21 protein-coding genes, 1 tRNA gene and 1 pseudogene are annotated in these 14,237 nt (G+C 67.8%); 5 read left to right on the forward strand and 18 right to left on the reverse strand.

What is annotated here, in order from left to right; translation table 11 throughout:
* The 5 genes and pseudogenes from VED21_RS25380 to VED21_RS25400 all read right to left on the reverse strand — a co-directional run.
* A pseudogene (locus VED21_RS25380) lies at positions 1-217 on the reverse strand (transglutaminase family protein); the annotation flags it as partial.
* A gap of 88 nt (positions 218-305) precedes the next feature.
* Entirely contained in the window at positions 306-515 is a 210-nt protein-coding gene (locus VED21_RS25385) for a cold-shock protein (RefSeq protein ID WP_324887297.1), read from the reverse strand.
* A gap of 191 nt (positions 516-706) precedes the next feature.
* Complete coding sequence (locus VED21_RS25390) at positions 707-1,966, reverse strand: PHB depolymerase family esterase (protein ID WP_324887299.1); 1,260 nt, start codon at positions 1,964-1,966, stop codon at positions 707-709.
* Positions 1,967-2,045: 79 nt separating this feature from the next.
* The gene (locus VED21_RS25395; protein WP_324887301.1) at positions 2,046-2,465 is read right to left on the reverse strand and encodes a CopG family transcriptional regulator; all 420 of its coding nucleotides are present in this window, start codon (positions 2,463-2,465) and stop codon (positions 2,046-2,048) included.
* A gap of 106 nt (positions 2,466-2,571) precedes the next feature.
* Positions 2,572-2,829, reverse strand: a complete 258-nt coding sequence (locus tag VED21_RS25400) for a hypothetical protein (RefSeq protein ID WP_324887303.1) — start codon at positions 2,827-2,829, stop codon at positions 2,572-2,574.
* Positions 2,830-3,121: 292 nt separating this feature from the next.
* On the opposite strand from VED21_RS25400, the gene VED21_RS25405 reads away from it, so the two are divergent.
* Positions 3,122-3,265: a hypothetical protein gene (locus tag VED21_RS25405; protein WP_324887305.1), complete on the forward strand. Its 144-nt coding sequence runs from the start codon at positions 3,122-3,124 to the stop codon at positions 3,263-3,265.
* A gap of 15 nt (positions 3,266-3,280) precedes the next feature.
* Entirely contained in the window at positions 3,281-3,538 is a 258-nt protein-coding gene (locus VED21_RS25410; protein ID WP_324887307.1) for a hypothetical protein, read from the forward strand.
* Positions 3,539-3,599: 61 nt separating this feature from the next.
* Here the strand turns inward: VED21_RS25410 and VED21_RS25415 are convergent, their stop codons facing one another.
* Positions 3,600-3,899, reverse strand: a complete 300-nt coding sequence (locus tag VED21_RS25415) for a hypothetical protein (RefSeq protein WP_324887309.1) — start codon at positions 3,897-3,899, stop codon at positions 3,600-3,602.
* 279 nt (positions 3,900-4,178) lie between these two features.
* Between VED21_RS25415 and VED21_RS25420 the strand changes: the two genes are divergently transcribed.
* A complete protein-coding gene (locus VED21_RS25420) occupies positions 4,179-4,595 on the forward strand; it encodes a hypothetical protein (RefSeq protein WP_324887310.1) in 417 nt (138 codons plus the stop codon).
* Between the two features lie 147 nt (positions 4,596-4,742).
* Here VED21_RS25420 and VED21_RS25425 read toward each other — a convergent pair whose 3' ends face one another.
* The 10 genes from VED21_RS25425 to VED21_RS25470 all read right to left on the reverse strand — a co-directional run bounded on the left by VED21_RS25425 (position 4,743) and on the right by VED21_RS25470 (position 10,752).
* Complete coding sequence (locus tag VED21_RS25425) at positions 4,743-4,997, reverse strand: hypothetical protein (RefSeq protein WP_324887312.1); 255 nt, start codon at positions 4,995-4,997, stop codon at positions 4,743-4,745.
* 121 nt (positions 4,998-5,118) lie between these two features.
* Complete coding sequence (locus VED21_RS25430; RefSeq protein WP_324887314.1) at positions 5,119-5,304, reverse strand: chemotaxis protein CheB; 186 nt, start codon at positions 5,302-5,304, stop codon at positions 5,119-5,121.
* A gap of 597 nt (positions 5,305-5,901) precedes the next feature.
* A tRNA-Pro gene (locus VED21_RS25435) sits at positions 5,902-5,978 on the reverse strand.
* 76 nt (positions 5,979-6,054) lie between these two features.
* Entirely contained in the window at positions 6,055-6,564 is a 510-nt protein-coding gene (locus VED21_RS25440; RefSeq protein ID WP_324887316.1) for a MerR family transcriptional regulator, read from the reverse strand.
* A gap of 45 nt (positions 6,565-6,609) precedes the next feature.
* Positions 6,610-6,951, reverse strand: coding sequence for an integration host factor subunit alpha (locus VED21_RS25445; RefSeq protein ID WP_324887318.1), 342 nt, complete (start codon positions 6,949-6,951; stop codon positions 6,610-6,612).
* Positions 6,952-7,089: 138 nt separating this feature from the next.
* Complete coding sequence (locus tag VED21_RS25450) at positions 7,090-8,067, reverse strand: beta-ketoacyl-ACP synthase III (protein WP_324887320.1); 978 nt, start codon at positions 8,065-8,067, stop codon at positions 7,090-7,092.
* Positions 8,068-8,069: 2 nt separating this feature from the next.
* Positions 8,070-9,122: a phosphate acyltransferase PlsX gene (gene plsX / locus VED21_RS25455; RefSeq protein ID WP_324887322.1), complete on the reverse strand. Its 1,053-nt coding sequence runs from the start codon at positions 9,120-9,122 to the stop codon at positions 8,070-8,072.
* A gap of 49 nt (positions 9,123-9,171) precedes the next feature.
* Positions 9,172-9,354, reverse strand: a complete 183-nt coding sequence (rpmF, locus tag VED21_RS25460; protein WP_324887324.1) for a 50S ribosomal protein L32 — start codon at positions 9,352-9,354, stop codon at positions 9,172-9,174.
* A 114-nt stretch (positions 9,355-9,468) separates the two neighbouring features.
* Complete coding sequence (locus VED21_RS25465; protein WP_324887326.1) at positions 9,469-10,095, reverse strand: DUF177 domain-containing protein; 627 nt, start codon at positions 10,093-10,095, stop codon at positions 9,469-9,471.
* A gap of 54 nt (positions 10,096-10,149) precedes the next feature.
* Positions 10,150-10,752: a ubiquinol-cytochrome C chaperone family protein gene (locus tag VED21_RS25470; RefSeq protein WP_324887328.1), complete on the reverse strand. Its 603-nt coding sequence runs from the start codon at positions 10,750-10,752 to the stop codon at positions 10,150-10,152.
* Between the two features lie 155 nt (positions 10,753-10,907).
* Here VED21_RS25470 and VED21_RS25475 point away from each other — a divergent pair, with 155 nt between their 5' ends.
* Entirely contained in the window at positions 10,908-11,375 is a 468-nt protein-coding gene (locus VED21_RS25475; protein ID WP_324887330.1) for an outer membrane protein assembly factor BamE, read from the forward strand.
* A 143-nt stretch (positions 11,376-11,518) separates the two neighbouring features.
* Here VED21_RS25475 and VED21_RS25480 read toward each other — a convergent pair whose 3' ends face one another.
* The gene (locus tag VED21_RS25480; RefSeq protein ID WP_324887332.1) at positions 11,519-11,779 is read right to left on the reverse strand and encodes a hypothetical protein; all 261 of its coding nucleotides are present in this window, start codon (positions 11,777-11,779) and stop codon (positions 11,519-11,521) included.
* A gap of 166 nt (positions 11,780-11,945) precedes the next feature.
* Positions 11,946-14,045, reverse strand: a complete 2,100-nt coding sequence (locus tag VED21_RS25485; RefSeq protein WP_324887334.1) for a sodium-translocating pyrophosphatase — start codon at positions 14,043-14,045, stop codon at positions 11,946-11,948.
* Here VED21_RS25485 and VED21_RS25490 point away from each other — a divergent pair.
* The coding region (locus tag VED21_RS25490) for a hypothetical protein (protein ID WP_324887336.1) at positions 14,020-14,237 on the forward strand (218 nt) is incomplete at its 3' end. The genes VED21_RS25485 and VED21_RS25490 overlap by 26 nt on opposite strands.

Here is a 14,237-nt window from a genome sequence, read left to right on the forward strand (position 1 = left end):
CGGTACCGAGCGTGAAGCGCCCCGGCGGCGCCACCAGCCGGCAGCACCAGTTGCCGAAACTGTCCCGATAGCTTCCGATGGGAACGGACGGCGTGGTGACGAGATGATCCGGGCGTTCGAGGTCCGCCACGCGTGAGTGGTGCACGTTCAGCATGACGATCATCGGGGTCGGCTTCGGGATGTCGTAGTTCAACTCGCAGCCCAGCCGGATTCGCATGGCACTCTCCGGGAATGGTCCCAGGGCGGGACCGAAACGAAAAAGGACGGCCGAAGCCGTCCTTTCCGATGATCGCCTTCGCGACGCGTCAGAGCGCGCGCAGGTTCTCGGCCGAAACCTTGCCGCGGCGCGGGTCGCGCACGGCCTCGAAGGAGAGCTTCTGGCCCTCGTTGAGGTTGCCGATGCCGGCGCGCTCGACGGCGGAGATGTGGACGAAGACGTCGGCCGAACCATCCTCGGGCTGGATGAAGCCGAAGCCCTTGGTCGAGTTGAACCACTTGACGGTACCGTTGGCCATGGGTCAGTTCCCTTGTTGGCGGTGCCCCACCCGACATCGAGGGGGGATCAAATTCACTTCGGGAAGAGAGACCCAGACCCGGGTGCGGGGCTGGAGAAAGCAGACCCCAGAGCAACTTCGACTTCCCTTACATGGGGGCTGGCGCGGGATTGCGCAAGCAAATCCGTGCCAGCCCCTCCGCGATCCGACGGTCATGACAGCGGCGGCAGGCCGCGATGCGGGGTGTCGAGGAAGAAGCGCAGCATCTCCCGCGTGGCGTCCGGACTGCGCGGATCGGTGTAGGATCCGGCGGGGCTGCCCCCGGCCCAGGCGTGCCCGGCGCCCTGGATCGTCCACTGCTCGCACAGCACGCGGCCGGCGGCGTCGGTGTGGAGGGTGCGGGTGTAGCCGTGTCCGCCCGGCACCCGGCCGTGCTCCTCCATCGCCGTCGTCCCGGTGACGCCGGCTATGGACTGCGCGGCGACCGCGGCGCCGTTGCCGGGGTGGACGGTGGTGTCCTGGTCGCCGTGAAACACGATGGTGGGAACGGCTCCGGTGCCCCGGCCGGTGCCCGCGGTGCCCTGGCGCATGGCGGCGAAGGCGGAGGGAAGGTCGCGGGCCGCCCCGCACGGCAGGCCGGAATGCACGCCCACGGCGGCGTAGAGGTCGGGATAGGCCGCCCCCATGATGGCCGCCGCCGCACCGCCGGCGGACAGCCCTGCCACATAGACCCGGCCGGGGTCGACGGGGTGGTCGCGCATGATCTGCCGGGTGATCCCGGCGATCAGCGAGGGTTCGCCGCCGTCGCGCTGCTGGTCGGCCGGACTGAACCAGTTCCAGCACTTCTGCGCGTTGGCCGAGGACGGCTGCGCCGGATAGGCGACGAGGCAGCCATGCTCCTCGGCCAGTACGTTCATGCGGGTGCCGGCGGCGAAGTCGTCGGGCGATTGGGTGCATCCGTGCAGCATCACCACCAGGGGAAGCGGCTGGCCGTCGCGGCGGCTGGCGGGGATGTAGAGCTTGTAGGAGCGGGTCCCCACCGCGTTGGTGTAGGACGCCGTCGTGAAGGAGGCGCCGTCGGGCAGGGGATCGGGCGCGGGGCGGACGAGACCGCCCACCCCGAGGTCGAGGCCGGCCGGCATGGCACGAGCGGCAAGACCCCGCAGGGTCTCGCCCAGACCGGCCTGCGGCCGCGGATGGAAACGCCCGGCGAAGACTCGGGTGGACGTGGCGGGCGAAGTGGCGGGCGAGGTGGCGGCCGTGGCGTGGTGCGGCGGCGATGCGTCCGGCGCATCCACAGTGAGGGGTTCCACGTCGATGGTTGTGGGGAGGCCCTGGTGCGCCGGCTCGGACGCCGTGCCCGCCCCCGCGCCGCTCAGCAGGCGCTGGATGAGGGCGGTCGCCTCGGCGAGGTTGCCGGCCTGGGTGAGGCGGGTCGCCTCGGCCAGGCCGGCGGAGAAACGGTCGGTCATGTCAGAAGCTTTCTGGGATCGGAGGCGGGCGAAGGCCCGGTCCGTCGACTTTCAGGAGTGCGGGTGGCGGCGTGCGCCGTTACCGCATGCGGTCCGCAAGGGCCGCCTTGACGGCGGCGCTGGCGTGCAGCGCCCCCAGCACGGCGACCGAGGCGATGGTGGCGCGGGCGAGTTCGGGGGTGACGTCCTGGGCGATGGTGGCGAGCCCGAGGACGCGGATGTCGAGCATCCGTCCGGCGTCCCGCGCCGCTTCGAGGTCGTCGCGGGTGTAGTGGCGCAGGCCGAGATCGACGCTCTTGCGCGTCACGGCCTGCCGCACGGCGTCGCCGTGGCGATCGATCTGGTTGCGGATGGCGGTGCGGATGAAGTCGGTGCGGTTCGCGTAGAACCCTTCCTGCACCAGCAGGTCGACGTGCCCAAGGTCGACGTAGCCGAGGTTGATCGTGATCTTCTCGCTGTCGCCAACCTTCGTCTTGGGGGCGTTCACATCGCTGACCATCTTAAAACCATCCCTCTACCATCCAGCAGGATGGTAAATGGGGTGGCTCAGGCGCCGATCAAGGAGAAAAGGACGGGTGGCGACGGCGGGGTGGCCGAACGGCCCATCACCGGGATCGGAGCGGCAGCGGGTCGATGCCGTAGCGCCACCCGACCTTCAGATCGAGGTTCTCGTCTTCAACGATCACGGTACTGGGAATGCCCGACAGCCCGACCGCCTGCGCCTCCGACACGGCTCCGGCGAACGCCTCGTCGTAGGTCGCGTAGGGACCGTACAGGAAGCTGTCGCTGCGGACGATCCACGCGGATCTCCGATACAGCACCATGAAGAGACGGGCTGGGCAGAGGCGATTCGGGCGTCTCATATTGGAAAGCTCCCGGCGTTTCAGATTCCGGACACAACCATCAGGCTTTGACCTGCCCTTCACTCGGAAATATTTTAGAAACGCCAACGATATGATTTGCGTGCCTGCGCCTCATATTTCCGTCGTGCAGAAGTCCATACGCCGGAATCGCCACACATCAAAGCCGACGTCAGCGCCATGTCTTCCATAGCCACATCGCAAAATCTGATGGCGCGGCGCCGGAGAGGAGTCCGCCAAGGCATCTCCGGCGCGAATGCCACCACGCGATTGGCCGAACACACGGAGCACGACCATGACCATGCAAACACACGCCCCCGCCGGTTCCCCCACATTTCGGACGACCGTGTTGGAGTACTTCGTGCCCCCGCTGGTGATCCCGGTGGCCGTCGTGCTGGCGGTCGTGCTCTTCGCCCTGCTTCATGGTCCCGTCGTCTGAACCGGAGGGCTTGCCATGTTCAAGAACGTCGAGAGGGAGACCTTCGAGCGGTGCGTCGCCCACGCCACGCCTCGGCCGGACGATTTCAGCCCAGATGACTTCGGCATGGAGGACCGCGTCGAGGCTTGCGTCGTCAGGGGCGGCACGGTCCAATCTCGCGTCATCACCGTGACCTACGCGCCGACCCGAACCTCCCGGACCTATCGGTCGGCGCTCCCCTTCACCTGGATCGGACAGTTCAGGAAGGATCTGGATGACGGAGTGTTCTACTGATCCGGCGACCGGTTGGCGGAAAGCCCGACGCCAGGGCCTCCGCCTCCATGCCGTTTTCCGATCAAGGCCGGCGTTCGAGCGTGCCCTGGCGGCGGCCTTCGCTGTCCCGGATGACCAGTTCGCCCTCGGCGAAGCCGCGCTCGACGCTGCCGACGTGGCGTCCGGCGTTGTCGCGCAACACGTGGCTCCCCTTCACATCCGCCTCGATACGCCCCACGGCCCGACCGCCGCGGTCGCGGACGACGCCGCCGGCATCGACGTGATTGCCCGGATCGAAGAGGTGCGTGGGATTGCGCTCGCCAGCCGCCGCCGTGGCAGCGGCAGCGAACGAAAGAAGAAGGACGATGACGGCGGGCTTCATGGCGCCCTCAAGGACAACGGTCGGATTGTTGGCCTCCCCTATGTGGCGCCACATGCAACACTTTGCGAGGGCGCCTTCAGTTCCTATTGGCGTGGAGACCAACCCCGCACCGATTCAGGAACTCGGCCAGGCGCGCAGCCTCATCAAAGGATAAACCACGCCCGACCGCCGCCGCTCTTCAGAATATTTCGTAATTCAACTTCTCCCGGCCGGCACCGCCGATTTTCCGGTGAACCATCTTATATGATTTTTGTTCATAGAATTTCAGGGGAGGACAACATGCCGCTGCGCACTGAATACACTCTTCACCAATCCGACTTGACCGAGTTCCTGTCCGCGCCCCTTTGGGAGGAGAAGAACGGAAGCCCTCTCAGCGTCCTCTCGGCGCTGGCGCGGCTCGACATCGACCCCTGGGCTGAGGCGGCCCGCCTGGCGGCGCTGCCGAGGGACGCCGCGGCTTCGGCGCTCACCACCATCCTCCGCCGGATTCCCGTGCCACAGCCTGGAACCCAGGATGCCGTCACGACCGCGGATCGCCTGGTGAGGCTCCTGCCGCAAGGAGGCTCCGCCACGACCGTCACGAACGAAGCCGGCGGCCGAAACGACCGCCGTCACACGAGCAGCGTCGGCCCTTGGCTTCTCCTCGTGCTCATGGCGATTCTTGTCATCTGGGCCACGAACGGGTTCTGGCCCTGACCGCCCTCCCGCGGGCAGACCCCGGCGGCGGCGAACAGACCGATCCGCCATCCGCGACTGGTTCATGGCATCATCCGCTCACCTGTCTCAGCGTTCCAAGCCAGCCGGTCCCATGGACCGCTCCCGAACGAGCCGGGACGGCGCCATCTATGCGATGGCGGCATCGGCCTGCTCGGCTCGCTCCAGCTCCTGGGGATCGATCGTGGCGGCCTGGAAGCCGCCGCCGGGCATCGGCAGCAGGATCACCGTCGCAACGCGCCGGTACACGGGAAAGGACAAGCCTTCGACCAGTTCTTCGTCGGTTTCGACCGTATAGACCCCCGCCGGTTGCACACCGTCGATCCCTTCCAACACGAAGGGGTGCGAGAACGTCACCGTTTTGCTGTTGGTGCGCGCGAACATCGGACGTCTCCCGGGGATTGATCTACTGGAAGCGATGTGGGGTATATGAGCATTGCGGTTGTCTTCTGCCCGCGCAGGGCATGGATATTCAGACCATGCAGCCTTATCGCTGCGGATGGCGTCAGGAACGAGGGCAGACCGGCAACGGCGTGGCCTTGACCAGCAGATCCACCTTCAGCCGTTCATGGTTCGGTGTCCGGTGCTGAAGGACCACGAGGGCGAGCCCGCTCGCCGCCGGCACGGCGTCCAGCAAGGCGATGATGGCCTTCAGCCCGCCGGCCGAGGCGCCGGTCCTGACAACCGCCACCGGAGCGCCCCGGCGCCCGGCGGACGCCCCCCTTGCCAGGAACAGCGCGCTCGCCGTCCTGACCGGCGGTGTCGGGGAAGGCGGTCACCATGCCCTTGAATCCGCCGAACGGGCTCCTGCGTCCCGACGTCTCGGCCTTGTGTTTCCTGCTCGCGACCGGGCCGGGCGGCGCGGCAAAATGTTACTCAAAGTTCGTGAACCGACAGGCTGCAAGCGGGTTTGCTGCGCGTCCGCGCGGCTGATCGCAGTTGGAGCTTGCCTTCCAGTCGGGCCTGCACCGCACCTACTTTACCGACGGCCGGCACGCGACCCGGCGCTCTTTCTCGAACTGCTGCGTCTGGTCTATCGATCCGAGCGTTTGGCCGGGGTTCTGACGTCTCTGGCAGACGGATACGAACGGGATGCGCAACGTGAGGACGCCCGCGCCGCCTGGAGCTGCGAACGCTGACGACGGGATCCTGCACGATTCTTCAGGCCTGCGCTGCTTACATGGCGCTTACACGGACGAGGGCGCGGCCCCCTCGCGGCCCCCGCCAGCCGGCCAAAGAAAAAGCCTTGGGTCCGTTGAGACCCAAGGCTTTTCACCGGTTCCAGAATTGGTCGGAGCGACAGGATTCGAACCTGCGACCCCCAGACCCCCAGTCTGATGCGCTACCAGGCTGCGCTACGCTCCGTCAGCCTGGAACCGGTGCGGGCCGGGACTATAGCGGCGACCGTCCGCCCATGCAATGCCCACGTCGAAGATTTCTTTCAGCTGTTTTCCTTGCCCCCGGACAGCAGCGCCTGGATGTCCCGCAGCTCGTCCAGCAGGTCTTCCAGCTCCTGGCGGACGTCCTCCGCCATGGTCGGCGGCGGTGGCTCGTCGGATTCGTCGGATTCGTGGGCCTCCTCCACCCCGGCATCGGGCTCCGCATCCGGCTCGGGCGGCGGCAGCGAGGGCAGCGGCGCCTCCGCCTCGCCGGAGTCGTTGGCCGGCACCGGCGCCTCGGCCGGCGGCAGGGCGCCGCGGCTTTCCTTCAACAGGCGCTGCACGCCCTTGATGGTGTAGCCTTCCTTGTACAGCAGGCTCTGGATTCGCCGCAGCAGGTCCACGTCCTCCGGCCGGTAATAGCGCCGGCCGCCGCCGCGCTTCAGCGGGCGTATCTGCGGAAACTTGGTCTCCCAGAAGCGCAGGACGTGCTGCGGCACGTCCAGGTCGTCGGACACCTCGCTGATGGTCCGGAACGCCGTGGCCGACTTCATGGTCCCTTCGGTGCGCATGCCGGCCGTCCCCGCCGCCTCATCCCCGCCGCCTCATCCAATGGGTCAGGACGCCGCCTTCACGCGCGCCGCCGCCGCGGCTTCCGCCGCCGCGAGGCCGTCGTTGATTCGCTGCTTCAGGACGTGGCTGGCGCGGAACACCAGGACTCGGCGGGGCAGGATCGGCACCTCCTCGCCCGTCTTCGGGTTGCGCCCCACCCGCTGGCCCTTCTGGCGCACCTGGAAGCTGCCGAAGGAGGAGATCTTCACCATCTCGCCCCGCGCCAGGGCATCGGCGATTTCCTCCAGAACGCTCTCGACCAGATCGGCCGACTCGTTCCGCGACAGACCGACTTCCTGGTAGACCGCTTCGCTCAGCTGGGCGCGCGTGACGGTGTTCTGCGACATTGACAAAGACCTCCCCGCAGCATTGCCGAAACGGTAATGCCGCCCGAGAACCCCGTCAATTCAAAAGCTTGGCCGGCGTCCTTGAGATCCGTGCGAGATCCGCATGTGATCTGCGCGAGATCCCCGCCCGGATCGGCTCTACCAGCGCGCGAGCGCCGAGCCCCAGGTCAATCCGCCGCCGATGGCTTCCATCAGCACCAGATCGCCGCGCTTGATGCGGCCGTCGTGCACCGCCTCGGCCAGCGCCAGCGGGATCGAGGCGGCCGAGGTGTTGCCGTGCCGGTCCACGGTCAACACGACCTTCTCCGTCGGCAGCTTCAGCTTGCGCGCGATGCCGTCGATGATTCGCTGGTTGGCCTGATGCGGCACCAGCCAGTCGATGGCCGAAGGCTCCAGTCCGTTGGCGACCAGCGCCTCCTCCACCACCGACGACAGCTTGCTGACCGCGTGGCGGAAGATCTCCTGCCCGTGCATGCGCACGTGGCCGGTCGTCTGCGTGGCCGACGGCCCGCCGTCGACGTACAGCAGGTCGTAGAAGCGCCCGTCGGAGTGCAGGTGGGTGGACAGCACGCCGCGGTCCGCCGCGTCGCCCTTCCCTTCGCCCGCTTCCAGCACCACAGCACCCGCGCCGTCGCCGAACAGCACGCAGGTGGTGCGGTCCTTCCAGTCCAGGATGCGCGAGAAGGTCTCCGCGCCGATCACCAGCACGCGATTCGCCTGCCCCGACTTGATGAAGCTGTCGGCCACCGACAGGGCGTAGACGAAGCCGGCGCACACCGCCTGCACGTCCATGGCGAAGCCACGCGTCATGCCCAGCGCCGCCTGCACCTTGGTGGCGGTGGAGGGGAAGGTGTTGTCCGGAGTCGTCGTCGCCAGGACGATGCAGTCGATCGCCGCCCCGTCCAGGCCGGCGTGGTCCAGCGCCGCGCGCGCGGCGGCCAGCGCCAGATCCGACGTCAGCTCGCCCTCTGCCGCGACGTGGCGCGAGCGGATGCCGGTGCGCTGGACGATCCATTCGTCCGACGTCTCGACCCCGCGGTCGGCCAGATCCTGGTTGGTGACGACGTTGGCCGGCAGGTAGGACCCGCAGCCGACGATCCGGGAACGCCTGATCATGCTCAAACCGCCGCCGCCTTGGTGTCGGGAATCGGGTTCGCACTGGCCAGCCGCTGCATCTCTTCCTTGATCTTCTCGTTGAAGCCGTTCGTCGCCAGATTGGCGGCGACGCCGATGGCGTTCGCGAAGCCAAGGGCGTCGGTGCCGCCGTGGCTCTTGACGCACACGCCGCGCAGCCCCAGGAACATGGCGCCGTTGTAGCGGCGCGGGTCGGTGCGGGCCTTCAGCTTCTGGAAGGCCGGGCGGGCCAGCAGATAGCCGATCTTGGCGGTGAGCGAGGACTGGAAGGTGCGGCGCAGGAACTCGGTGTAGAGCTTGGCCGTGCCCTCGGCGGTCTTCAGCGCGACGTTGCCGGTGAAGCCGTCGGTGACGATGACGTCCGTGGTGCCGGTGGCGATGTCGTTGCCCTCGACGAAGCCGTAGAAGCGGCCGGGGAACGGCATCTCCTTCAGCCGGGTCGCCGCGCCGCGCACCGTCTCGTTGCCCTTGACGTCCTCGGAGCCGATGTTGAGCAGCCCCACCGTCGGCTCCGTCAGGCCCAGCACCGTGCGCGCGAAGATCGAGCCCATCAGCGCGAACTGCACCAGGTTCTCGGCCGTGCACTCGGTGTTGGCGCCGAGGTCGAGCATCACGCTCTCCCCGCGCAGCGTCGGAAAGAACGAGGCCATCGCCGGCCGGTCCACGCCGGGCAGCGTCTTCAGCACGAACTTGGCCATGGCCATGAGCGCGCCGGTGTTGCCGGCGGACACCACGCAGGCCGCCCGCCCCTCCGCCACCGCGTCGATGGCGAGGCGCATGCTGGAGCGCCGGCCGGCGCGCAGCGCCACCGACGGCTTGGCATCCGCCGCCACCGCGTCGTCGGTGTGGATCACCTCGGACACGGATTTCAGGGCTGCGCGCTTGGCCACCAGCGGCTCCACCCGCGCCGCATCCCCGTACAGCAGGAACTGCACGTCGGGATGACGCTCGCGGGCGATGTCCGCCCCGGCGATCACCATGTCGGGGGCGTGGTCGCCGCCCATGGCGTCAAGAGCGATGGTCAGGCGCTGGCTCACCTCGGACAGGCTCCCTGCATCGGAACGGCGGCGGCCGGTCGGACAGGCGTCAAGCCGCCGTGGTCTTCACCACTTCGCGCTGGTCGTACTGACCGCAGGCGTCGCACACGTGGTGCGGGCGCTTCAGCTCGCCGCAGCTCGGGCACTCGTTGTAGGCCGCCGTCGGCAGGGCGTGGTGCGAACGCCGCATGTTGCGCCGCGACTTGGAGGTCTTCTTCTTCGGAACAGCCATGGCCGTAAACTCTCTGCACTACTCATTGGAAAAGGCGGCCCGTTTGGGGGGCCGCCTAGCGCGAGCCGCATTCAATAAACCAACGGCACGCGCAGGGCAAGCGGTTAAAACCCCTTATTGCGGCCGCTTCAGCTGCGACAGCACGGCGAAGGGGTTGGGCCGTTCCGGCTCCGGCGCGGCCTCCGCCCCGTCTTCCCCATCCCCGTCTTCCCCATCCCCATCGTCCTGGTTCTCGTCGATCATGGTGTATTCGGCCGGCAGTTCCACGCCCGGGCAGCGCGGGTACGGGTCCAGCGCCAGCGACAGGTGCTGCGCCGTCAGCTCGCCGATGTCGATGCGGTTGTTCACGATCGGCTCCGGCACGTCCTCCTCCAGGCTGGCGAGGTCGAACTCCATCTCGTCGCCGGAGTCGGGGATAAGCGACTCCGGCGCGAACAGCGCCTCGAAGGTGTCGTGCACGTGGTTCCTCACGGATTCCAGCGTGACGACGCAGGTCTGCACCACGTCGGCGTCCAGTTCGCCCACGACGCGCACCATCTGGCCGCCGCGCACGCGCTTGAGGCGCAGCTTGGCCTTCAGGCTGTCGATCGCCTCCAGTTCCAGCCGCTCGGCCAGCTTGCGGCGCTCGGCCTCGCCGGCCTCGATCACCTCGACGACCTCCTTGCGCTGCACCGTGTCCGCGGCGACGACGCGGGAGAACTCCGGCGCCGGCTCGGCCCTGTTCATGGCGTTCGGGCTCATGTCTCGTTCCTCTTCCCTCATAGGCAACAGATGGGGAGTCGCTTGGGTTCGCGCCTACCCCCGATGATCGGGCCCCTTATGATCGCCCTTATGATCGCCCTTATGATCGGCTTCCACCGCAGGCGGCACGAAGCGGATCCGCCCGGCCAGCAGGTCCGCCAGCGGCTGCGCCGCCAGATCGGCGACCAGCCGGCGCACGTAGGCGGCCATGGCCCGCGGCGCGTCGGGCGGCACGTCGCGCACGGTGCCGTACACGTTGTTGTCCAGCGCCACCTCCAGCGCGGAATCGTCCGGCGCCGCCAGCGCGGCGTCATAGGCCAGCAGGCGGCCGTGCGCGCCCCGCACCATGGCCTTCACCCGCTTGGCGATGCCGGTGTCCCCCACCCCCATCTCGCGCAGCGAGCGGTCGAAGTCGGTGATCATCGTCTCATAGAGCGCGCGCGACCATTCCTCCGCCTCCGCCCCCTGCCCCTTGAGGCGGTGCATGACCAGGATGACGTGCAGCACCAGCAGGTCGAACCGGCCGTCCAGCGTGTCCGGCACGGCGAGGTCGCGGTAGAACGCCGGCTCGCGGGCCTGCGCCACCACGGCGGCATAGAAGTCGGCGGCGCCCGGCGGACGCCGGCGGCCGAAGAGGCGGTCAAGCACGGCTTTCATCGACACACGATCAATCTTTGCGGGGACACGAATCGGCGGACAAGGTGTTCGTTGACAGGACAAAGCGCGCGGTGCGATTGTGCGCGGTGTTTGGGACCGGGCGTACGGCCAATCGGCCGATCCCCGCCCCGCCGGGAGCATCCTAGCCGAGCGCCATGACGAGATCGACCCCTTCGAAGCTGTTCGCCGCCGCCCTGCTGGGCGTCGCCGTCACCGCCTGCTCGCCGACCGTGGCGACCCGCGGCAACATGGCCGACCCCGACCGCATCGCGCAGGTCAAGGTCGGCCAGTCGACCCGCGACGAGGTCGCCACCGTGCTGGGCACGCCGACGTCGGTCGGCACCTTCGACCAGAACGTCTGGTACTACATCGGCCAGACCACCGAGAAGACCGCCTTCTTCCAGCCCGAAATCGTCGAGCGCCGCGTGGTCGTGGTGCAGTTCGACGATGGCGGCGTGGTCCGCGACCTGAAGACGCTGGACCGCAGCCAGGGCCGCGACGTGGAGATCGTCGAACGCTCCACCCCGACGCACGGCCGCGAGATGAGCTTCCTGGAGCAGATGATCGGCAACGTCGGCCGCTTCTCCGCCAAGGACACCAAGGGCAAGGGCCCGGGCAGCTGAGCGGCGCCCGCATCGGCGTGAAGACCTCGCATTGGCGTAAAAACAACGAAGGGCCGGAGATCTCTCCGGCCCTTCCTCGTTTCCGGTCGGCGTACCGCCGGCGTTGGGTTCGCGGCTTCGCCTGAACCCAACGCCGTACCCGCTCAGACCGTGATCTTGCCTTCCTTCAGGGCGTTGACGATGTTCTGGCTGACCTCCGACGCGGTGGCGCCGGTGACGGCCTCCAGACCGGCCACGTTGTGGCCTTCCGCGAGCTTGCAGGTGCACTCGTTGCCCGACTGCTCGACCGTGCCGATCACGGTCTTGGTCACCGTCGGCTTCTCCGGCGTGCCGCCGGTCTCCAGCAGGACGATCTCGCCGCCATTGTCTTCGGCGTTCACTTTCACCAGGATTTGGCCGGCCATGAGGTGATTCCCCTTATACGACTGTATGGAATGGGTCGCCGCACGCCCCCTGCGTGCGGTCACACCCACGATACAGCCGCAACATTCGGCGTCAAAGAAAATCCCCGGAGCCTTGCGGCTCCGGGGTACAGGTCGTACCGAATTCGTACGTGTCGTACGCGTGCTGTCAGGCCAGCGCGTGCAGGATGGCCAGCAGCAGGATCGCCACGATGTTGGTGATCTTGATCATCGGGTTGACCGCCGGGCCGGCGGTGTCCTTGTACGGGTCGCCGACGGTGTCGCCGGTCACCGCCGCCTTGTGCGCGTCGGAACCCTTGCCGCCGTGGTTGCCTTCCTCGATGTACTTCTTGGCGTTGTCCCACGCACCGCCGCCCGAGGTCATCGAGATGGCGACGAAGACGCCGGTCACGATGGTGCCCAGCAGCATGGCGCCGACGGCCGAGAAGGCGGCCGCCTGGCCGGCGATGGCGGCGACGATGATGTACAGGACCACCGGCGCGAACACCGGCAGCATCGAGGGGATGATCATCTCCTTGATGGCCGCCTTGGTCAGCATGTCGACCGCCCGGCCATAGTCGGGCTTGGCCGTGCCTTCCATGATGCCGGTGATCTCGCGGAACTGGCGGCGCACCTCGACGACGACCGAGCCGGCGGCGCGGCCCACCGCCGTCATGCCCATGGCGCCGAACAGGTACGGCAGCAGGCCGCCGATCAGCAGGCCGACCACCACGTACGGGTCGTTCAGCCGGAACTCCACCGGGACGTTCGGGAAGTAGTGCTTCAGGTCCTGGACGTAGGCGGCGAACAGCACCAGTGCCGCCAGACCGGCCGAACCGATGGCGTAGCCCTTGGTGACCGCCTTGGTGGTGTTGCCGACGGCGTCCAGCGCGTCGGTGGTGACGCGGATGTCCTTCGGCATGTCCGCCATCTCGGCGATGCCGCCGGCGTTGTCGGTCACTGGTCCGTAGGCGTCGAGCGCCACCACCATGCCGGCCAGCGCCAGCATCGTCGTCGCGGCGATGCCGATGCCGAACACGTCCGCCTGGCTGAAGGCGATGACGATGCCCGCGCAGATGACGATCACCGGCAGCGCCGTCGCCTCCATGGAGACCGCGAGGCCCTGGATGACGTTGGTGCCGTGGCCGGTCTCCGACGCGCGCGCCACCGAGCGGACCGGGCGGAACGAGGTGGAGGTGTAGTACTCGGTGATCCACACCAGCAGGCCCGTCACGCCCAGGCCGACGAGCGCGCAGATGAAGAAGTTGAGCCCGTTGACCGTCTTCGCCCCCATGGCAATCGGCCGGGTGAAGCCGAACATGATGGCGGTGACGATGAGGATCAGCACGCAGCTGATCACCGCGGAGACGATGAAGCCCTTGTACAGCGCGCCCATGATGTTCTTGGTGGCGCCGAGCTTGACGAAGAAGGTGCCGGCGACCGAGGCCACGATGCACACGGCGCCGATGACCAGCGGATACATCAGCAGGGTGCGGACGATGTCGCCGGTGAAGAAGATCGCCGCCAGCAGCATGGTGGCGACGATGGTGACGGCGTAGGTCTCGAACAGGTCGGCGGCCATGCCGGCGCAGTCGCCGACGTTGTCGCCCACGTTGTCGGCGATCACCGCCGGGTTGCGGGGGTCGTCCTCGGGGATGCCGGCCTCGACCTTGCCGACGAGGTCGGCGCCGACGTCCGCACCCTTGGTGAAGATGCCGCCGCCCAGGCGCGCGAAGATGGAGATCAGCGACGCGCCGAACGACAGGGCGACCAGCGCCTCCAGCACCACGCGGACCTGCACCGGGTCGGTGACCTTGTAGATCATCGACAGCACGGCGAAGTAGCCGCCGACGCCCAGCAGGCCCAGGCCCACCACCAGCATGCCGGTGATGGCGCCGGACTTGAAGGCGATGTCCAGCGCCTTGTCCAGGCCCACCGTGGCGGCCTGCGCGGTGCGGACGTTGGCGCGCACCGACACGTTCATGCCGATGTAGCCGGCGATGCCCGACAGCACCGACCCGATCAGGAAGCCGATCGCGACGGGAAGGCCGAGAATGGCGCCGAGGATGATGAGGATCACCACGCCGACGATGGCGATGGTGGTGTACTGCCGGTTCAGGTAGGCGCGGGCCCCTTCCTGAACCGCGCCGGCGATCTCCTGCATCCGGGCGGACCCGGCCGGAGCGGCCATGACCTGTTTCCCGGCGTACGCACCATAGGCGAGCGCCAGGAGGCCACAGGCGATGACAACGATAAATGCGAATGCCATCCGTTCCCCCAAAATATTTGTAACACCGTGGTATTCGCCGCATCGCACAAAAATTGATGCGGGCGCGAACACGCCGGATTTTTTCGTGGGAAAGCATGCCGAAGCGTCTGGCACATTGCAACAGCCGCCACGCTCCAGCAAGCGCGGCGAATTGGCCCGCCGGCATAGGCCTATGATCTTCGACTTATTTTA

Origin of the sequence: Azospirillum sp., assembly GCF_035627195.1 — a bacterium.
GTDB lineage: Bacteria > Pseudomonadota > Alphaproteobacteria > Azospirillales > Azospirillaceae > Azospirillum.